Consider the following 17,934-nt stretch of genomic DNA (forward strand, 5'->3'; position numbering starts at 1 on the left):
CCGGGTGGAAACGCCCGGCCTTTTCGCGTTTGTGCGCTTTCCTGGTGTTCAGGCGGCAACGAGCCAAATCGCCCGCCACGGAGATTGACGGCAATCAATGATCGAGGGCAGGCCCGGCGTAGTGTCATCCCATGCAAACCAGCGGGGCTGTGAGGGACGACAATGGCATACACACCGATCTTCGAAAACGAACGCAAGGACCTGATCATTCCCGCTCTCGGCGGCTTCTATGAGAGGCTCGCCCAGCCCATGGCCTGGAGCATTTTCCGCGTGGCGGTCGGCGGTATGCTGGTCCTGGAAGGCTGGCCGAAGCTGATGGCGCCGCTGGCGCAGGTCGGTTTCGTCGAAAATCTCGGCTTTTATCCGGGCTGGCTCTGGTCTCCGGTGCTGGCCGTCATGCAGGTCTTTGGCGGCCTGCTGATCGCACTCGGGCTGTTCACCCGTCCTACCGCACTGGCAAATGGCGTGATGCTGGCAATCACGCTCTGGTATCATTTTTCTCATCCCTATGGCGGGGCGGTGCTTACCCAGGCTGGGATCGACGCATTGAAGGCCGGCAGCGACTTCTTCACTCAGAACGGCGTGGTGCGGTTGGCCGATGGCGGCGCCGCCTTCTTCCATCAAGTTCAGGAAAAGGCAGAACAGAATTCGCTCTTCTGGACCGGCGGCGCCTTCATCTTCGCAGCCTTCGGCGGCGGCTATCTCTCGCTCGACCGTCTTCTGTTCAGGAAGCAGTTCTGAAGACAGTCTCGATTTGGGTCGGATTTAAGAGACGGGGGCGCAGCTTCAGGGCTGGGCCCCCGTTTCGTTCCGATGGTAGGCTGCTGCACCCGCTTTGCTGGACGCGGGCGAACGCATCGCTATGATCCGGTGACTGATACCGGAGGAGCGAGATGGCAAAGCCTGAGGGAGAAAATGGCGCGGAGGCGCCGTCGACATTGATCGATCGGCGGATTGCCGAACTGGCCGACTGGCGGGGAGAAAAACTGGCCCATGTCCGCGCATTGATCCATCGGGCCGTGCCCGAAATCGTTGAGACATGGAAATGGCGGGGCGTGCCGGTCTGGGAGAAAGATGGCATCATCTGCACCGGCGAGACCTACAAGGCGGCCGTCAAGCTGACCTTTGTCCACGGGGCCTCGCTGGCAGATCCCGCTCGCCTGTTCAACGCCAGCCTTGAAGGCAATGCCCGCCGAGCGATCGATCTGCATGAGGACGATCGGATCGACGAGCAGGCATTCTTGCAACTCATCCGCAGCGCGGCAGCGTTCAATCTGTCGAAGAAGGGGAAGAAGGGGCGCTGACTGCGGCTATCCGCGCGCGGGCTTCATCTGAGGCCGCCGTCCGCGTTTCCAGTTGAGCAGCGGCCGCCGGATCAGCCGGTAGGCCACGAGCAGCGCAATCAGTGCCACATGCACGAACGGCCCGAGCGTCACGGACTTGACCGCCATCACATAATGCACCGCGCCGCCGACGGCGATCAGGTAGATCAGCTTGTGAAGCCGGATCCAGGCCTGGCCGAGCTTGCGGATCGACCAGTTGTTCGATGTTACGGCCAAAGGCACGAGGAACACGAGAGCCGCAAAGCCAATGGTGATATAGGGACGCCTTGCGATATCGCCGCCCACCGCGCCGAAATTCAGCTGCAGGTCGAGCAGCAGATAGACCGAAAAATGCATGACCACATAGTAGAAGGCGAGAAGCCCCAGCGCCCGCCGGTAGCGCACCCAGTTGATGCCGACAAGATCGCGCAGCGGCGTGATCGCCAGCGTCGCGATGATCAACCGCAGCGCCCAGGTGCCGAGAAGATGCTCGAATTCCTTGACCGGATTGAAGCCCAGCCCACCGGTTGCCGCCTGATAGAAATACCAGGCAGCTGGACAGAGGCCGATCACATAGAGCGCCCATATGCTGGCCGCATGATATTTGCGGGGTAGCGCAGGTATGGCTGTTGCGAGCGGTGCCATGGTCAGTAATTCACCCTCAGGTCCATGCCGGTATAGAGGCTTGCCACTTCGTCGCCATAACCGTTGAAGGGCAGGGTGTCGACGCGCTTGGTGCCGAAGAAGCCGCCTTCGCCGATCCGCTGCTCCGTTGCCTGGCTCCAGCGCGGGTGGTCGACGGCCGGATTGACGTTGGAATAGAAGCCGTATTCGCGGGCGTTAGAATTCTTCCAGGTGGTTTCCGGCTGCTTCTCGACAAGCGTGATCTTGACGATCGACTTGATGCCCTTGAACCCGTATTTCCACGGAACCACCAGCCGGATCGGCGCGCCGTTCTGGTTAGGCAGCGTCTCGCCATAAAGCCCGACGGCGAGAATGGTCAGCGGGTGGCGCGCCTCGTCCATTCTGAGCCCCTCGACATAGGGCCAGGGCAGGGGCTGCAGGAAGCCGCTCTGGCCGGGCATTTCTTCCGGCCGCACGACCGTTTCGAAGGCGACGTATTTCGCACTGCCGAGTGGTTCGACCTGGTCAAGTATGGCCGACAGCGGGAAACCGATCCACGGGATGACCATCGACCAGCCTTCGACGCAGCGCATCCGGTAGGTGCGGTCCTCAAGCTTCATCTTGAGGATTTCGTCGAGCCCGAATTCCTTCGGCTTGCCGACAAGGCCTTCCACCTTCACCGACCACGGCGTCGGCTTGAAGCTTCCAGAATTCTGCGACGGATCTTCCTTGTTGACCCCGAATTCGTAGAAATTGTTATAGGTCGTCACCGCCTTCAATGGCGTCAGCTTCTCGTCCAGCTTGTAGGGTCCGGGAACGCTGGCAAGCGGTGATGCCAGCGTCTCGCCGGCGCTCAGCAACAGGCCGGCGGCGGCCGCAGTGCCGATGAACTTGCGGCGGGAGACGTAGATTTCCCTCGGGGTGATTTCGGACGGGCGAATATGCGGCGGGCGATAGGCGGGCATGTCTGTGTCTCCTTGGACGTCGTGCCTTTCCTCATCCTATACGTAAATGCGATGAATAAGGTTTCACAGGCTTTCTGATATTCGTCAAAACCACGTTTGCGTGAGAAAATCCGCCAACTCGCCTCGCCACACCCTTGGAACGGACGGCACCAATATTCATTTGTACTCATGCAAACTGAAAGGGAGCACAGATGGCCACAAGGACCTGGGATGCCGCAAGCGAACGATTTGTCGACGATGGACTCGATCGTGTCGAGCAACTGCGTCGCCTGCGCCGGCTCAATGGCATTGCCCGGCTTATGGATACGGCAATCCGCATTCCCGGAACCGGTATCCGTTTCGGTGCCGATTCGGTCTTTGGTCTCGTCCCCGTCATCGGCGATGCCGGCGGTGCGATCGTCGGTCTCTATATCGTCAACGAGGCGCGCCGCATGGGCATGCCGGTCGATAAGCTCGTGCGGATGCTCGCCAACATAGCGGCAGATAGCGTCCTGGGCTCCGTGCCGGTCGCCGGCGATCTCTTCGACCTTTTCTTCAAGTCGAACCGCCGCAACCTCGATATCATCCTCGACCATTTCGACGTGCGGCCGGAGGATTTGCGGCGCTAGCCGGCAAGAAAATATCCGAACCGTACCGTACCGTACTGTTTTGCCGCAATATGGCAGTGACATGAGGCGCGGGTCCGGCTAGGAGAGCCTCAAATAATGGGCCTTTTGCGCGTCTTTATGGAAGCAGGTACAATGCCTGCTTCCGGAGAAGCCGAAGGCACCGGCCAGATTGATGTGGCCCAATTGATGTGGAGCGAGGAAATATCCATGCCAGTCTATCGTTCGAGAACCACGACCCACGGCCGCAACATGGCCGGCGCGCGCGGCCTTTGGCGCGCCACCGGCATGAAGGACGGCGATTTCGGCAAGCCGATCATCGCGGTCGTCAATTCCTTCACCCAGTTCGTGCCCGGCCACGTCCATCTCAAGGACCTCGGCCAGCTCGTTGCCCGTGAGATCGAGGCAGCCGGCGGCGTCGCCAAGGAATTCGACACGATCGCCGTCGATGATGGTATCGCCATGGGCCATGACGGCATGCTCTATTCGCTGCCCTCGCGCGAAATCATCGCCGACTCGGTCGAATACATGGTCAACGCCCACTGCGCCGATGCCATGGTCTGCATCTCCAACTGCGACAAGATCACCCCCGGCATGCTGAACGCAGCGATGCGCCTCAACATCCCGGCCGTCTTCGTCTCCGGTGGCCCGATGGAAGCCGGTAAGGTCACGCTGCACGGCAAGAAGGTTGCCCTCGATCTGGTCGATGCCATGGTCGCCGCCGCCGACGACAAGATTTCAGACGAAGACGTCGCCGTCATCGAACGCTCTGCCTGTCCCACCTGCGGCTCGTGCTCCGGCATGTTCACCGCCAATTCGATGAACTGCCTGACCGAGGCGCTCGGCCTGTCTCTGCCCGGCAACGGTTCGACGCTCGCCACCCATTCGGACCGCAAGCGCCTGTTCGTCGAGGCCGGCCACCTGATCGTCGATCTCGCCCGCCGCTATTACGAGCAGGATGACGCAAGCGTCCTGCCGCGCAACATCGCCACCAAGCAGGCTTTCGAAAACGCCATGTCGCTCGATATCGCCATGGGTGGTTCGACCAATACCGTCCTGCACATCCTGGCGGCTGCCTATGAAGGCGGCGTCGATTTCGGCATGGAAGATATCGACAAGCTGTCGCGCAAGGTTCCCTGCCTGTCGAAGGTCGCGCCGGCCAAGCAGGACGTCCATATGGAAGATGTCCACCGTGCTGGCGGAATCATGCGTATTCTGGGCGAACTCGACCGTGGCGGCCTGATCAACCGGGATTGCGTCACCGTCCACGAGGCCACCCTCGGCGATGCCATCGACCGCTGGGACATCACCCGCACCAATTCCGAAACTGTCCGCACCTTCTTCAAGGCGGCGCCCGGCGGCGTGCCGACCCAGGTCGCCTTCTCGCAGTCCTCGCGCTGGGATGATCTCGACGCCGATGGCGAAAAGGGCGTCATCCGCTCGGTCGAACACCCGTTCTCCAAGGATGGCGGCCTAGCCGTTCTCTACGGCAACATCGCGCTCGATGGCTGCATCGTGAAGACCGCGGGTGTCGACGAATCGATCCTGAAATTCACTGGCCCGGCCGTCGTCTTCGAAAGCCAGGATGCCGCCGTGAAGGGCATTCTCGGCAACGAGGTCAAGGCCGGTGACGTCGTCGTCATCCGCTATGAAGGCCCCAAGGGCGGCCCCGGCATGCAGGAAATGCTCTATCCTACGAGCTACCTGAAGTCGAAGGGCCTCGGAAAGGCCTGCGCGCTGATCACCGACGGTCGCTTCTCCGGCGGCACGTCCGGCCTGTCCATCGGCCATGCCTCGCCGGAAGCAGCTCAGGGCGGTGCCATCGGCCTCGTCCAGCCGGGTGACATGATCGAGATCGACATCCCGAACCGCACGATCAACCTCAAGGTTTCAGACAACGAACTCGCCGCACGCCGCCACGAGCAGGATACGCTCGGCTGGAAGCCTGCTGCTCCCCGCAAGCGCAACGTCACCACGGCGCTCAAGGCCTACGCCGCCTTCGCAGCGTCTGCAGACAAGGGCGCGGTCCGGATCCTGCCGGAGTAAAAATCCCAAAAGACAAGGCCGGCATTCATGCCGGCCTTTTCGGTTTATCCGGCGGATATTGCCATCACATCAGAATGTAGCGATCCGGTTCGGGCTTCGGCGGCAGGTCGGTTTCGCCGAGCATGCTGCGTGTCTCGATCTCGATCACGGTCGAGATGGCGTTGATCGGCAGGTCGTTCGGCATCGTGCCGAAGGGCTCCTCCAATTCGTCGCCCAGGGCATCGAGGCCGAAGAACGTGTAGGCGACGAGGCCGGCCGCGAGTGGTGTCACCAGGCCCAGCACATCGGCGAAACCGAACGGCACCATGAAGCAGAAGAGATGCGCCGTGCGGTGGATGAGAAGCGTATAGCCGAACGGCACTGGCGTATTTCTCAGGCGCTCGCAGGCGGCAACCGCGTCGGCAAGGCGGGTGACGGTCCGGTCGAACAGCGTGAATTCGATATCGGTAATCAGCCTGGCATTCTGCAGCCTGATCAACTCGCGGCCCATGCGGTTGATGATCTCGTTCGGCGGATGACGGGACGCCTTGACAGCGCTGGCCACGTCGGCGGGCAGGAGCCGCATCGTGCTGTTGTTGGGACAGTCCCCGCCACGCAGGTACTTCACCGTCTCGTCGGTCAAGGCGACGGCCAGCAGCAGGATCGCGCGGCGGCCCTGGCGTGCCTCGTCACTGCGTTCTTCGAACAATTCCGTCTGGCGTGCGAGGTGGCGGCTGACGGCGAGCAGTTCGCCCCATAATTTGCGCGCCTCCCACCAGCGGTCGTAGCAGGCGCTGTTGCGGAAGCTGAGAAAAATCGAGAGGGCGATGCCGATCAGGGCGAAGGGAGCGCCGGCAACCGACGGCACGAATTGCGGGGCTTCTCTATGCCCCCACACGATCATGGCGGACATCGCCATGACGACAAGGATTTGCGGAAAAACGCGCAGGATGACTGAACCGCGCAGGATGAAGAAAAGCTGCGCAAGGTTCGGACGTTCACGAATGATCATTGGATGGACTGCCGAAAAGGCTGGATGCGGGAGGGGTGTATCCGGACCACGGGCCGGACCCGGCCACCGGCCGTTGACGAAATCCCGCTCCCGTATTGCCCTCGGGATATCCGCTCGCGACCATGCGACGCAGTCAAACTAGTCGATTGGCGGCGCGGCTGGATAGTGGAAGCTTGGGCATGCGGCGGAAGGCCGCATGCAATCTGATGAAGGGCTTGTTTCAGATCAATGCGACCCCGTCAGAGCGGCCGGCTGAGGCCCTCATAGGCCTTGTTGAGCTGCTTCATCCGCTCGGCATAGGCATCCGTCAGGCAGGCAGCATCGGCGCCGCAGGCCTGCCGCTTCTTCAGCCATGCGCTTTGTTCGTCCTTCAACTGGTCGCGATTGCCCATCGCAAGCAGGCTGGTCAGGATGTCGAAGGTCGTCGCCATCTTCACGTCGGCATCGTTGAGCGTGCGCGTGTCGCAGATCACCTTCTCGTCGGCAGCAAGGTCGGCCCGCTCGCAATCGAAGCTGGCGGCTGCTGCAGGAGAGGGAAGGGCAGCGCCGAAGCCGCCGAAAAGGCTGACAATGAGGGCGCCCGTGAGGCTGAGTGCGGCGAACTGTCGTTTCATCGTGTTACATCCTGATCTGTCATCGCGGCCTGATCAGAAAAAATCCTTCAGGCGCCAGACGAGGAAGATGATGCAGCAAAGCCAGATGGCAAGGATGGCTGCCAACCCCGCGCGGCTGACAGGCCGGCCGGAACGCCGGGCCGCCTCCAGCCGGAACTCCGCCATCAGCTCAACCGGTACCAGACGGATGGCCATGAGGATGCCGAGCGGTACTAGGATAAGGTCGTCGAGATAGCCGAGAACCGGAATGAAATCGGGAATGAGATCGACGGGGGAAAGCGCATAGGCCGCCACCGCACCGGCGGTGATTTTGGCGGCAAGCGGCACGCGCGGATCCCTTGCCGCGATCCACAACGCCATCACATCGCGTTTTAGCGCCTTTGCCCATGTTTTTGCCTCTTTCAGCATCTTCTTTCCGCACATGTGGCCGATATCCGGATGAGTGAGCACGATACTGCTCCTCCGGCCGTCGGACATCTTTCTTTTCCTGCCTGCAACGCTAAAACTCCATGCGGAATTTTATGAAGAGGAATCAAATGCTCAGCCTGTTCAAGCATATGTCGGTCGGTCTTGTCGCCCTGGCTGTGATTTGTCCCGCAGCCTCCTTTGCGCAGGACGCCAAAACCGTGCCGCAAAGCCGCGAAGAGATGCAGATGTCCTTCTCGCCGCTGGTCAAGCAGACGGCCGGTGCGGTGGTCAATGTCTATGCCGAACGGGTGGTGCAGCGGCCTGCCTCGCTGACGGGAGACCCCTTCTTCGACCAGTTCTTCGGCCAGCGCATGCCGAACCGCTCGCAAAAGCAATCCTCGCTCGGTTCCGGTGTCATTCTCTCGCATGACGGACTGGTAATGACCAACTACCACGTCATCAAGGGCGCCGACGACATCAAGATCGCGCTTGCCGATGGACGCGAATTTCCCTGCGATGTCGTGCTGAAGGACGAAAGCGTCGATCTCGCGGTCCTGCGGATCAAGGCCAAGGAGAACTTTCCCGTCCTGCCGATCGGCAATTCCGATAGCGCCGAAGTTGGCGACCTCGTTCTCGCCATCGGCAACCCGTTCGGTGTCGGCCAGACCGTGACGAGCGGCATTGTCTCTGGTCTCGCCCGCAACCAGATCACCGACGGCGATTTCGGCTTCTTCATCCAGACCGACGCGGCGATCAATCCGGGCAATTCCGGTGGCGCGTTGATGAACATGAAGGGCGAGCTGATCGGCATCAACACGGCGATCTTCTCCCGCGGTGGCGGCTCCAACGGCGTCGGTTTCGCCATTCCCGCCAATCTTGTGAAAGTCTTTCTCGCCGCCGCGGCCGATGGCAAGACGACCTTCGATCGCCCCTATGTCGGCGCCACGTTCGATGCCGTCACCTCGGATATTGCCGAGGCGCTCGGCCTCAAAGCCGCTCGCGGCGCGCTGGTGGTTCGCACCGTCGAAGGCGGACCGGCCGACAAGGCAGGCCTGAAGCCGGGTGAAGTGATCACCGCCGTCAACGGCATTTCTGTCGAACATCCCGATGCGCTCGGTTATCGCCTCACCACGGCCGGCCTCGGCGGCAAGGCCGACCTGACGGTGCAGACCGGTGACGGCGAGAAGAAGATGACGCTGGCACTCGATACCGCGCCGGAGACGGTTCCGCGCGACGAACGCCAGATCGAGGGACGCAACCCCTTCGCCGGCCTGCATGTGGCCAACCTGTCGCCGAAGCTTGCGACCGAACTGCATGTCTCCACCGACGAGACGGGGGTGATCATCACCTCGGTCACCAGCGGCTCGCCTTCCGACCGCCTTGGCTTCCAGCCGAACGATATCGTCGTCTCGATCAACGGTAAGGACGTCAAGTCGACCAAGGCCATGCAGGACATGCTGGCCCAGGATCCGGGCTTCTGGCGGGTCGAGATCGAACGGGACGGCCAGCGTATCCGGCAATTTTTCCGATGAGCGGCGACCTGTTCTCTCCCCGTCTTCCCGATGATGTCGCCAATAGGAGACCTCTGGCGGACCGACTGCGGCCCACCTCGCTTGCCGAGGTCACCGGCCAGCCGCATCTGACGGGAGAGGACGGTGCGCTTCGCCGCATGATTGCTTCGGGCACGCTCGGCTCGATGATCTTCTGGGGCCCGCCCGGTACCGGCAAGACGACGGTCGCCCGTCTTTTGTCGGGCGAGACGGGCCTCGCCTTCGAGCAGATCTCGGCGATTTTTTCTGGTGTTGCCGATCTGAAAAAGGTATTCGAGGCGGCAAGGCTCAGGCGCATGGATGGCCGCCAGACCCTGCTCTTCGTCGACGAGATCCACCGTTTCAACCGCGCCCAGCAGGACAGTTTCCTGCCTGTCATGGAAGACGGAACGGTCATTCTCGTCGGCGCAACGACGGAAAATCCAAGCTTTGAACTCAACGCCGCTCTTCTCTCCCGCGCCCGCGTCCTGACCTTCAGGGCGCATGACGAGGAAAGCCTCGCCGAGCTGCTCAAGCGGGCAGAACAGGTGGAGGGAAAGCCGCTGCCGCTCGACGATGACGCCAGGCAGGCGCTGGTGCGCATGGCAGATGGCGATGGTCGCGCCGTGCTGACGCTCGCCGAAGAGGTCTGGCGTGCGGCAAGGGCCGGTGAGGTGTTCGACACGGCCGGCCTCACCGAAATCGTCCAGCGCCGCGCGCCCGTCTACGACAAGGCGCAGGACGGCCATTACAATCTGATTTCCGCGCTGCACAAGTCGGTGCGCGGCTCGGACCCCGATGCAGCGCTTTACTATCTCTGCCGCATGTTCGATGCGGGCGAGGATCCGCTCTATCTCGGACGCCGGCTGGTGCGCATGGCGGTGGAGGATATCGGTCTTGCCGATCCGCAGGCGCTGGTTGTCTGTAACGCTGCCAAGGACGCCTATGATTATCTCGGCTCGCCGGAAGGGGAACTGGCGCTCGCCAATGCCTGCGTCTATCTCGCTACTGCGCCGAAATCCAATGGCGTCTACACGGCCTTCAAGTCCGCCATGCGGGCCGCCAAGGAAAACGGCTCGCTTTTGCCACCCAAGCATATCCTCAATGCGCCGACCAAGCTGATGAAGCAGGAAGGCTATAACGACGGCTATCGCTACGACCACGACGAGCCCGACGCTTTTTCCGGCCAGGATTACTTTCCCGAAAAGATGGGACGCCAGACCTTTTACGATCCGCCGGAGCGCGGCTTCGAGCGGGAGATCCGCAAGCGTCTGGATTGGTGGGCAAAACTGCGCCGCGAACGCAACGCCTGATTTGCTCCAGGTCAGGAAGCTTTTTTCTGCGGGCTCTGCATGGCCGGTGTGGCAAGCATCTTCACCGAGGATTCCGCCAGCCCGTGATGGCCTTCGGCATCGACGATGATGTGCCAGTGGCCATTGTCGGGAATGACCAGTCTCACCGGCGATTTGCGGGCCACGCCGCCGACATATTTGAAATCGAGGCGTTCGGTAAAGCGCTGGAAATTGACCGCATTCATCAGGCGCACATTGTTGACCGCATTGAGCGTCACCTCAATCGCCATGCCGGCGCGCTGCAGGTTGAGGTCGTAGTGGGTAAAGCGGAAATTCGGCCCCGTCATGTCTGTCTCGATTATGCCCCGTCCATGGTTTTTCAACCATAGCGGATATCGAGTTAAGGATTGGTGGAACCCATGCGCTGCTCGCGGGTTATATTGGCAAGTGACAGAGATGGCAGCAACCACGCTGATGTCACCGAAGATAAAACGGCGGTGCCCGTCCCCTGTGCCGTCTGACAATAATAATTTTGACCTCCGACTGAAACCTCGCCGCGTCCCCTCGGCGAGGTTTTCTTTTTGCGCTGGTGCCGGATCTATCGCCGGTTCTCGATGTCGAGCTGCTGCGTCAGTGTCAGGATCGTCTCGCAGATAGGCGTCGGCACCCCCGCAAGCCGCCCGAGCGCCACCACCATGCCATTGAGCGGCACGATTTCGAGCGCTTTCTTGGCAATCAGGTCCTGCAGCATCGAGGTCTTCACCGGGCCAAAGCCGTTGGCGCTGGCAAACTGTTCGTCGGCGGAACGCTGGAAGCGGCAGCCGAGTGCGGTGCCGACGTCCTGCACCTCGTTCATGATCTTGCGCACCATCTGTGCGAGATCCGGGTTGGCCATCAGGTCGACCATCAGAGTGCGGGTCAGTGCGCTGATCGGATTGAATGCGGCATTGCCGCGCAACTTCGCCCAGATCTCGTCGCGGATGCGCATCGTCGGGCGAATGTCGAGCTTGGCATGCGCAAGCAATGCGCCGATCGCCTGCAGGTCGGCGGAATTTTCGCCATTCGGCTCGCCGAGGAAGAAATGCCCGTGGCCGCTCAGCTTCGTGCAGCCGGGCTCGATGACTTCGGCACCCTGATAGGCAACGCAGCCGATCACCCGCTCGGGGCCGATCGATGTCCACAAAAGGCCGTCGGGGTCGACCTGCGGCAATTGTTGCCCGGAGAAATCGCTGTCCTTGTCCGCATGGAAATACCACCACGGTATGCCGTTGAGGATCATCATCACCCTCGTATCATCCTTCATCAACCCGGCAATGCCGTCGGTGGCTGCCGATAGCTGGTGACCTTTAAGTCCGGTGATGATGAGATCCTGCGGCGGCAAGTTCGAAGGATCGTCGGTGGCCGTGACGCGGGCCGAAATCGAAGGGATGGCCGGATCGGTATAGACGATCTTCAGGCCGTTTTCGCGGATCGCCGCAAGCTGGGCGCCGCGGGCAATGACTGAAATTTCCAGTTCATCTTGAAATGCGCTGGCAATCTTGGTGGCGAATGCGCCGCCGAGCGCGCCCGCGCCATAAATGCAAACCGTCTTGATGCTCATCATTCCTCGCTGCTGTCCGGATACCGGTATCCTTGACCTTAGGGCAGCGGGAACAATGAGGCGAACGAGTTTTTGTGATGGGTCAAGACGCGGCGTTAATGGGGCCGGCTCAGCGGCAGCAATTCATTGCGCCGCAGTTCGTCGATGGCGGCCACCGCTTCGTCGAGTGGCCAGCCGGCACTGAGTGCCGCCGAAAGCATCTTGAGTTCGGCTTCCTGTTCCAGCGCTAGAAAGAGCGGTTCCAGGGCCTCCTGGACGGTGAGAACGTGGTCTTCGGGCGAGGCGACGTGGCGTGCGGCGTTCGGCATGGATGCGGTTCTCCTCTCTTTTTTGCGCAGATTCCTTGTCAATTTCCTGAGCCGGCCAAAAGTTCCGCCACCGTCGAAATTTTTATCGCTGGAGCGCCGGCGCACGGGCGAGAATGCGCTTCTTGAGGAGTTTCTGGAAGGGCTGGTCGAACCATACCGTCAGCCCCCAGGAGATCGCCAGGATCAGCGCCACAAGCGTAAGCCCCGCATAGGGTGTCGCTGCCGGGTCGTTCACTTCAGGCCAGATCACCTGCGCCCAGAAGAGAAGCGGAACATGCAGCACATAGACAGCATAGGACGCGGTGCCGAGCAAGCCGGCAACCGAGGCCGTCCGCCGGCCGGGCACGATGGCGCTTGCCCAGTAGAGCAGGGCCGGCCAGACGAGGAAGACGATGGTGAGGTCGAATATCCAGCGCATGTCCTTCGGCGTCGGCGAGGCGAGCACGCCGACGAGCAGGGCAAGGCAGGCGAGCGACTGGAAAGGACGCACCTGCATCACCTTGCGGCGGTAGCGATAGATCAGCATGCCGACCGAGAACGAGAAGAATACCCGCGCCATGCCGGCATACATTTCCGGCCAGCGGAAACCCGCATGCAGTCTTTCGAACTGCAATGCGGCGACGACGAGCAGTAGCGCACTGATGCCGATGACGACCAGAACCGGCCGCAAGCCCGCTTTTGCGCCGCGCAGCGCAAAGACGACATTCGCCACCAGTTCGTTGAACAGCGACCATGCCGGGTGGACAAGGAAGAGGGCCGCGTTGAACGAGATGGTGATCGGCGAAGGCAGGAACAGCAGGCCCGTGACGAAGGCGAGCGCCAGCTCGTCGGGCACCACGCGTTCCTCCGCCATCACCGGCAGGCCGGCGAAATACATATGGATGTAATAGGCGGTCACCAGCATCAGTCCGATCGCATAGAGCGGATAAAGCCGCATCAGTCGCGCCTTCATGAAGCGCCCGACCGACATCCGCCCTTCGACAAGCGCCGGTCCATAGGCATGCGCCAGCACGAAACCGCTCAAGGCGAAGAACAGGTCGACGCCGAGATAGCTTGAGGGCAGCGCCTCGCCGATCAGCGGTTCCGCATGGCGCTGGATGATGAACAGTGCGGCAATACCCCTCAGTCCGTCGAGAAGCACGAAGCGGTTGGCGGTCTGATGTGTCGTCTCTGTCATCGTGTCTCTGAATTGGGGCGGTGGGGCTTGGGCCGCGGGCTGGAAGATATCATCGATCGCGTCGCAGGCCAGCCGCGACGGAAGCCGCTGACCGGTGTTTCTGGCCTCCTCACGCAGATTTGCGCCCGTTTTTCACTGTCTCGCAAATTTGTGATCTCGTGCCGCATGCAAGTTTTTCGGTCGCGGCGGCGCAGTTAATGGAGTGTTTATATTTTCATGAAAATAGAGACCTATCGGTGCGGTTTCGCACATGCGGCCAAGGGTAGGGCAAGGCCGCATGGGTGAGCCGAGGCTTTCGAGCTGGATGTATCGCCTGCCCATCCGCCAGACGCAGGCTGTGTATGGAGTAATAGTATCATGAGCACCAAGCTCTTCACGCTGGCCGCTGCTGCCGGCATCGTATCCGTTTCCGCCCTTTCCGCTTCCGCTGCTGACCTGGCAAACGCCTACCAGCCGCCGGCTTACAATGAGCCTGCACCGTCCACGTCCGATTGGACCGGCGCCTATGCTGGTATCCATGCCGGTACCAACAGCGACCATAGCAACCCGTTCAAGAACGGCGCAAAGTTCTCCGGCGGCATCCATGGCGGCTACAACACCGAGATCAACGGCGTTGTCGTCGGTGGCGAGCTCGAGCTTTCCCATCTCGGCGACACCAAGGTCAATGTCGGAAACGGCAAGCTGGCTGAACGCCAGCGCGTTGCCCTGAAGGCCAAGGTCGGCGCTCCGCTCGGCAGCACGTTGATTTACGGCACCGCCGGTGCCGCCATGACCAACCTGCGCGATTCCGGTGGCACCGAAGGCCCGGATGGCTGGAAGCCCGGTTATGTCCTCGGCGTTGGCGTCGAGCAGAAGATCACCGGCAACCTGTCGGGTACCCTGGAATACAACTACACCCACACCGCCGACGTGCGCAGCTTCGATGGCGTCGATACGCATGAAAGCAGCATCGGCGACCACACGATCAAGGCTGGCGTGAACTACAAGTTCTAGTCCCGGCTTCGATCGACAGATCGAACAGGCGGCGAGATGCTTCGGCATCTCGCCGTTTTCGTTTGCGGTATTGGGAGACGAGTGCGGGTGGGGAACTGGCGTTTCCCCTTCCCTTGCGAGAGAGGATGTAAATTGGAGTTTTGGCTGGAAGGCTGGGTGCCGAGTTTTTCAGGAGATGGGCAGGGCGTTTATGCGGTGGAGCCCCTCTCTTGCAATTTCTGAAACTTAGCCAAAGGCTAAGTTTCAGAAATTGCTTTCTCTCCCGCAAGGGGAGAGATGACTCGCGGCGGGTCCGGCGTCTCTTTCTCCCCCTTGGCGGGGGAGAGTGGAATTTCAGCATCTTAGCTTCAGCTAAGTGCTAGAAATTCCAAGAGAGGGGGCTTTCCTCTTCAGGCTCAGTCGCCGTTAAATCTCAGCCGCCGGACCAGAACCGGTCGTGATCGAACTCTTCATCCACCCCGAACGGCAGGGGGCTGCTGCGGGAGGTCTTCGCCGTCAGGTCCGTCAGCGTACGGCCGACCAGCACGGGAGCGGCCATGCCGCCGGCCTCACCCGGTGCCGAAAGCGCCCATTCGAGCACTGCATCCTCGCCGTCAAATTCGTCCTCGACATCGAGATCCGGCCCGGTGATCGGCAAAAGCGCCAGCGAACCCTTCGGCATGCGCAGTTCCCGGCCAGCTGCCGGATGCTGCTGCTGCGCCGTCTTCAGGAAGGCCGGCGCGACCGCCGTTGAGATGATGGCAGGCGCGACATCGGTCTTTTCTTCCAAGGGGCCAAGGGAAGCAGTCCGAACCGGATCGACATCCGCCGGCGTCTGCGGCCGTGAACCGGGAAGTGGTGCCGCAAGCTTCGCGAGATCCGCAAATCCGTAGTCGTTCGCAGTCTCGGGCGTCGCTGCCGGTCTCGAGGCTGGCGGCGGTGGTGTAAGTTCGGCAGCGGCTGGCTGGGGAGGTGCAAGAGTGGCGAGTGCCTCAGCCGCGCGGCTCTTCGGTGTCGGCAGCATGGCCGCGATCACACCGCTTGCCGGGCGCTTGGCGGCTCTGGCGCCCGAACCGCTGTCGTCATCGTCATCCGGCAGCGTGCCGGCGATCTCGATCGATTTCGACCCGACCCGGCGCTTGTAGTCGGCAACCGCCTCTGCATAGCCGGGAAGCGGGCTGCCGGAGGCGGGCAGGTGCATCGTCTTCCCGTGCGGGAAAATCCGCGCCAGTTCCTTGCGCGACATGCGCGGCCAGGCGCGAACATTGCCGACATCGAGATGCACGAAGGGCGAGCCGGATGTTGGGTAGAAGCCGACGCCGCCCACCTGCATCTGCATGGCCATCTGGCGCAACGTCGAAAGCTTGACGCCCGGAATATAGAAATCCATCGCCTTGCCAAGCGTATGCTGGCTCTTCTTCGCCACGCCCGAACTGCGCGAACGGCCGCGCAGCATGGCATTGGTGCCGGGCGAGCGATAGGCGGAGACGACATGGATGTAATCCCTGGCGCCGCTGCGTTCATAGACCTCGAAGACGAGATCGAGCAGCCGCGGATCCATGCGGGTCGCCTCGTTCTTGCGCCAGTCGCGCAGGAAACGGTTGATCTTCGCAAGGCCCTGGGCGTCGAAACGGCCGTCCCGCTTGTAGGTGATCGTCGCCCGCTCGCCGGTATGGGTGAAATAGAGTTTCAGCGCCCGGTCTTCCGCTTCCGCACCGATTGCCGAACCCGCCAGTGCGGCAACTGTGAGCGCAATGGTGCGCGACGCCCTGGAAAGGCTGCGGCCGATGGCCGTCAATGCGGGCAGCGCAGTCTGCCTGAGGAAACCGGTTCTTGCAGCGGAAGGGTTGAACCCATGCGACTGATACTCGGACACGACAGGACCCGTTCGACTGAAGACGACATTGGCGCGTTGGCCTGGCGGGCCGCGGCGCTTCGAACCGGCATTATGGTCAACAAAATGCTAATGGAAGGTTGATGAATGGTTGAGGCGAGGGGATCCGCCTCATATCGGCGCGTGTGCGTTCCGGACCATGCGGGCATGACCGATGGTAGGCACAGTGGTCATTCCTGCCCGGTAAGGCTGGCTGCGTATGTTGATAATAGCCAATCGTAATATGACTAACTATCTGTTTTTATTCAGCGTCGATTCTGCCGTTCAATGATCTGCCTCAAAGAAGCAGCCGATGCCGCAGCCTAGTCTGCGAGGTAACGGTTTCGTTGGTTGGCGCTGAAACTCTTGCCCTTCCTGGTTTGGCGGCCAATATCCGTTGCAGAGTATGTTCCACCCCTCTGTTTCACCAAAACGTCCCATTGAATGAATTGGAAGTGACGACATGACCAAGCGTATCTTTGCCTCTCCCGGCCGCTATATCCAGGGAAGCGGCGTCATTGCCGAACTGGGTGCCTATCTTGCCGAAATGGGTTCCAAGGCCCTGCTTGTCTCCGACGATATCGTCTGGGGGCTGATCGGCAAGAAGGTCGAGACGGCCGTTTCCGGCAAGGTCGAGTTCACCCGCGAAAAATTCTCCGGCGAGGCCTCCACCAACGAGATCAACCGCCTCGTCGACGTGGCGAAGAAGGGCGGCGCCAATCTTGTCGTCGGCATCGGCGGCGGCAAGACGCTGGATACGGTCAAGGCCGTGGCCGACGAATTGAAGAGCCCCGTCATCATCGTGCCGACGATCGCCTCGACGGACGCCCCCTGCAGCGCGCTGTCGGTCATCTATTCCGACGACGGCGTGTTTGAAAAATATCGTTTCTACGCCAAGAATCCGGATCTCGTGCTGGTCGATACCTGGGTCTGCGCCCAGGCGCCGGTGCGCCTCTTCGCCTCCGGCATCGCCGATGGCCTTGCCACTTACGTCGAGGCGCTCGCCGTCAAGCGCTCCAATTCCAAGACCATGGTTGGCGGCGCCGCCACCATTGCCGGCATGGCGATTGCCGAAGCCTGCGAAAAGACGCTTCTCGCCTATGGCTTCAGCGCCTATCAGGCGGTTGAGCAGAAACTGGTGACGCCGGCCGTCGAGGCGGTAGTCGAGGCGGCAACGCTTCTCTCCGGCCTCGGCTTCGAAAACGGCGGCCTTGCTGCCGCCCACGCCATCCATAACGGCTTCACGGCGCTCAACGGCGATATCCACCACCTGACCCACGGCGAAAAGGTCGCCTATGGCACGCTTGCCCACATGATCCTCGAGGAACGCCCCGACGAGGAGATCGCCGGCTATATCGAGTTCTACCGCCAGATCAAGATGCCGGTGACGCTCAAGGAACTGCATCTGGAAGGCGTCTCCCGCGAGGACCTGATCAAGGTCGGCGAACTCGCCAACAGCAAGGACGACACGCTGCAGAACCTGCGCACCGATTTCACCGCCGAAGAGATTGCCGACGCGATCTTTGCGGTGGATGCGCTGGCAAAGGCTGTGTGATGCCGTCTTTTCTCTCCCCTTGCGGGAGAGGAAGAAAAATCGGTGTCTTAGCT

At 61.4% G+C, this 17,934-nt stretch carries 18 protein-coding genes; 8 read left to right on the forward strand and 10 right to left on the reverse strand.

The annotated features are described in order from the left end of the window. Nucleotides 1-162: 162 nt before the first annotated feature. Both NCHU2750_RS07060 and NCHU2750_RS07065 read left to right on the forward strand, forming a co-directional pair. Entirely contained in the window at nucleotides 163-741 is a 579-nt protein-coding gene (locus NCHU2750_RS07060) for a DoxX family protein (RefSeq protein WP_119939794.1), read from the forward strand. Nucleotides 742-893: 152 nt separating this feature from the next. After that, a complete protein-coding gene (locus tag NCHU2750_RS07065) occupies nucleotides 894-1,304 on the forward strand; it encodes a DUF1801 domain-containing protein (RefSeq protein WP_119939795.1) in 411 nt (136 codons plus the stop codon). Nucleotides 1,305-1,310: 6 nt separating this feature from the next. On the opposite strand, the gene msrQ is transcribed toward NCHU2750_RS07065, so the two are convergent. Further along, nucleotides 1,311-1,967, reverse strand: a complete 657-nt coding sequence (gene msrQ / locus NCHU2750_RS07070; RefSeq protein ID WP_119939796.1) for a protein-methionine-sulfoxide reductase heme-binding subunit MsrQ — start codon at nucleotides 1,965-1,967, stop codon at nucleotides 1,311-1,313. Nucleotides 1,968-1,969: 2 nt separating this feature from the next. Then, the gene (gene msrP / locus NCHU2750_RS07075; protein WP_119939797.1) at nucleotides 1,970-2,911 is read right to left on the reverse strand and encodes a protein-methionine-sulfoxide reductase catalytic subunit MsrP; all 942 of its coding nucleotides are present in this window, start codon (nucleotides 2,909-2,911) and stop codon (nucleotides 1,970-1,972) included. Nucleotides 2,912-3,102: 191 nt separating this feature from the next. On the opposite strand from msrP, the gene NCHU2750_RS07080 reads away from it, so the two are divergent. Together NCHU2750_RS07080 and ilvD are read left to right on the forward strand one after the other, a co-directional pair. Beyond that, a complete protein-coding gene (locus NCHU2750_RS07080; protein WP_119939798.1) occupies nucleotides 3,103-3,519 on the forward strand; it encodes a DUF4112 domain-containing protein in 417 nt (138 codons plus the stop codon). A gap of 207 nt (nucleotides 3,520-3,726) precedes the next feature. Next, nucleotides 3,727-5,562: a dihydroxy-acid dehydratase gene (gene ilvD / locus NCHU2750_RS07085; RefSeq protein ID WP_119943065.1), complete on the forward strand. Its 1,836-nt coding sequence runs from the start codon at nucleotides 3,727-3,729 to the stop codon at nucleotides 5,560-5,562. Nucleotides 5,563-5,626: 64 nt separating this feature from the next. Here the strand turns inward: ilvD and NCHU2750_RS07090 are convergent, their stop codons facing one another. The 3 genes from NCHU2750_RS07090 to NCHU2750_RS07100 all read right to left on the reverse strand — a co-directional run bounded on the left by NCHU2750_RS07090 (nucleotide 5,627) and on the right by NCHU2750_RS07100 (nucleotide 7,575). Next, the gene (locus tag NCHU2750_RS07090; RefSeq protein ID WP_119939799.1) at nucleotides 5,627-6,553 is read right to left on the reverse strand and encodes a bestrophin family protein; all 927 of its coding nucleotides are present in this window, start codon (nucleotides 6,551-6,553) and stop codon (nucleotides 5,627-5,629) included. Nucleotides 6,554-6,792: 239 nt separating this feature from the next. After that, on the reverse strand, nucleotides 6,793-7,167 hold the full coding sequence (locus NCHU2750_RS07095) for a lysozyme inhibitor LprI family protein (protein WP_245480354.1): 375 nt from the start codon (nucleotides 7,165-7,167) through the stop codon (nucleotides 6,793-6,795). 33 nt (nucleotides 7,168-7,200) lie between these two features. Next, nucleotides 7,201-7,575, reverse strand: coding sequence for a YkvA family protein (locus tag NCHU2750_RS07100; protein ID WP_502703841.1), 375 nt, complete (start codon nucleotides 7,573-7,575; stop codon nucleotides 7,201-7,203). A gap of 128 nt (nucleotides 7,576-7,703) precedes the next feature. On the opposite strand from NCHU2750_RS07100, the gene NCHU2750_RS07105 reads away from it, so the two are divergent. Together NCHU2750_RS07105 and NCHU2750_RS07110 are read left to right on the forward strand one after the other, a co-directional pair. Beyond that, nucleotides 7,704-9,107 (forward strand): DegQ family serine endoprotease, encoded by a 1,404-nt coding sequence (locus NCHU2750_RS07105; protein ID WP_119939800.1) that lies wholly within the window; start codon nucleotides 7,704-7,706, stop codon nucleotides 9,105-9,107. Continuing rightward, complete coding sequence (locus tag NCHU2750_RS07110) at nucleotides 9,104-10,417, forward strand: replication-associated recombination protein A (RefSeq protein WP_119939801.1); 1,314 nt, start codon at nucleotides 9,104-9,106, stop codon at nucleotides 10,415-10,417. The genes NCHU2750_RS07105 and NCHU2750_RS07110 overlap by 4 nt, the downstream gene beginning before the upstream one ends. An 11-nt stretch (nucleotides 10,418-10,428) precedes the next feature. Here NCHU2750_RS07110 and NCHU2750_RS07115 read toward each other — a convergent pair whose 3' ends face one another. From NCHU2750_RS07115 to NCHU2750_RS07130, 4 genes are all read right to left on the reverse strand, one after another. Then, nucleotides 10,429-10,743 (reverse strand): DUF1883 domain-containing protein, encoded by a 315-nt coding sequence (locus tag NCHU2750_RS07115; RefSeq protein WP_119939802.1) that lies wholly within the window; start codon nucleotides 10,741-10,743, stop codon nucleotides 10,429-10,431. Between the two features lie 251 nt (nucleotides 10,744-10,994). Next, entirely contained in the window at nucleotides 10,995-11,996 is a 1,002-nt protein-coding gene (locus NCHU2750_RS07120; RefSeq protein ID WP_119939803.1) for a ketopantoate reductase family protein, read from the reverse strand. Between the two features lie 95 nt (nucleotides 11,997-12,091). Continuing rightward, complete coding sequence (locus tag NCHU2750_RS07125) at nucleotides 12,092-12,304, reverse strand: hypothetical protein (protein ID WP_119939804.1); 213 nt, start codon at nucleotides 12,302-12,304, stop codon at nucleotides 12,092-12,094. Nucleotides 12,305-12,386: 82 nt separating this feature from the next. Beyond that, entirely contained in the window at nucleotides 12,387-13,481 is a 1,095-nt protein-coding gene (locus NCHU2750_RS07130; protein WP_119939805.1) for an acyltransferase family protein, read from the reverse strand. Nucleotides 13,482-13,838: 357 nt separating this feature from the next. Between NCHU2750_RS07130 and NCHU2750_RS07135 the strand changes: the two genes are divergently transcribed. Then, nucleotides 13,839-14,474 (forward strand): outer membrane protein, encoded by a 636-nt coding sequence (locus NCHU2750_RS07135; RefSeq protein WP_119939806.1) that lies wholly within the window; start codon nucleotides 13,839-13,841, stop codon nucleotides 14,472-14,474. A gap of 412 nt (nucleotides 14,475-14,886) precedes the next feature. Here NCHU2750_RS07135 and NCHU2750_RS07140 read toward each other — a convergent pair whose 3' ends face one another. Then, nucleotides 14,887-16,260 (reverse strand): peptidoglycan L,D-endopeptidase MepK, encoded by a 1,374-nt coding sequence (locus NCHU2750_RS07140; protein WP_205583894.1) that lies wholly within the window; start codon nucleotides 16,258-16,260, stop codon nucleotides 14,887-14,889. A gap of 529 nt (nucleotides 16,261-16,789) precedes the next feature. Between NCHU2750_RS07140 and NCHU2750_RS07145 the strand changes: the two genes are divergently transcribed. Continuing rightward, entirely contained in the window at nucleotides 16,790-17,881 is a 1,092-nt protein-coding gene (locus tag NCHU2750_RS07145) for a glycerol dehydrogenase (RefSeq protein WP_119939808.1), read from the forward strand. Nucleotides 17,882-17,934 lie beyond the last annotated feature (53 nt).

Source organism: Neorhizobium sp. NCHU2750 (genome assembly GCF_003597675.1).
In the GTDB taxonomy this organism is placed as follows: domain Bacteria; phylum Pseudomonadota; class Alphaproteobacteria; order Rhizobiales; family Rhizobiaceae; genus Neorhizobium.

Excerpts from the sequence above, each read along its gene's own strand:
- msrQ (WP_119939796.1), bottom strand. The coding sequence starts at position 1,967 with ATGGCACCGCTCGCAACAGCCATACCTGCGCTACCCCGCAAATATCAT.
- NCHU2750_RS07100 (WP_502703841.1), bottom strand. The coding sequence starts at position 7,575 with ATGCTGAAAGAGGCAAAAACATGGGCAAAGGCGCTAAAACGCGATGTG.
- NCHU2750_RS07065 (WP_119939795.1), top strand. The coding sequence starts at position 894 with ATGGCAAAGCCTGAGGGAGAAAATGGCGCGGAGGCGCCGTCGACATTG.
- NCHU2750_RS07135 (WP_119939806.1), top strand. The coding sequence starts at position 13,839 with ATGAGCACCAAGCTCTTCACGCTGGCCGCTGCTGCCGGCATCGTATCC.
- NCHU2750_RS07095 (WP_245480354.1), bottom strand. The coding sequence starts at position 7,167 with ATGAAACGACAGTTCGCCGCACTCAGCCTCACGGGCGCCCTCATTGTC.
- msrP (WP_119939797.1), bottom strand. The coding sequence starts at position 2,911 with ATGCCCGCCTATCGCCCGCCGCATATTCGCCCGTCCGAAATCACCCCG.
- NCHU2750_RS07090 (WP_119939799.1), bottom strand. The coding sequence starts at position 6,553 with ATGATCATTCGTGAACGTCCGAACCTTGCGCAGCTTTTCTTCATCCTG.
- NCHU2750_RS07145 (WP_119939808.1), top strand. The coding sequence starts at position 16,790 with ATGACCAAGCGTATCTTTGCCTCTCCCGGCCGCTATATCCAGGGAAGC.
- NCHU2750_RS07080 (WP_119939798.1), top strand. The coding sequence starts at position 3,103 with ATGGCCACAAGGACCTGGGATGCCGCAAGCGAACGATTTGTCGACGAT.
- ilvD (WP_119943065.1), top strand. The coding sequence starts at position 3,727 with ATGCCAGTCTATCGTTCGAGAACCACGACCCACGGCCGCAACATGGCC.
- NCHU2750_RS07120 (WP_119939803.1), bottom strand. The coding sequence starts at position 11,996 with ATGAGCATCAAGACGGTTTGCATTTATGGCGCGGGCGCGCTCGGCGGC.
- NCHU2750_RS07060 (WP_119939794.1), top strand. The coding sequence starts at position 163 with ATGGCATACACACCGATCTTCGAAAACGAACGCAAGGACCTGATCATT.
- NCHU2750_RS07105 (WP_119939800.1), top strand. The coding sequence starts at position 7,704 with ATGCTCAGCCTGTTCAAGCATATGTCGGTCGGTCTTGTCGCCCTGGCT.
- NCHU2750_RS07115 (WP_119939802.1), bottom strand. The coding sequence starts at position 10,743 with ATGACGGGGCCGAATTTCCGCTTTACCCACTACGACCTCAACCTGCAG.
- NCHU2750_RS07110 (WP_119939801.1), top strand. The coding sequence starts at position 9,104 with ATGAGCGGCGACCTGTTCTCTCCCCGTCTTCCCGATGATGTCGCCAAT.
- NCHU2750_RS07130 (WP_119939805.1), bottom strand. The coding sequence starts at position 13,481 with ATGACAGAGACGACACATCAGACCGCCAACCGCTTCGTGCTTCTCGAC.
- NCHU2750_RS07125 (WP_119939804.1), bottom strand. The coding sequence starts at position 12,304 with ATGCCGAACGCCGCACGCCACGTCGCCTCGCCCGAAGACCACGTTCTC.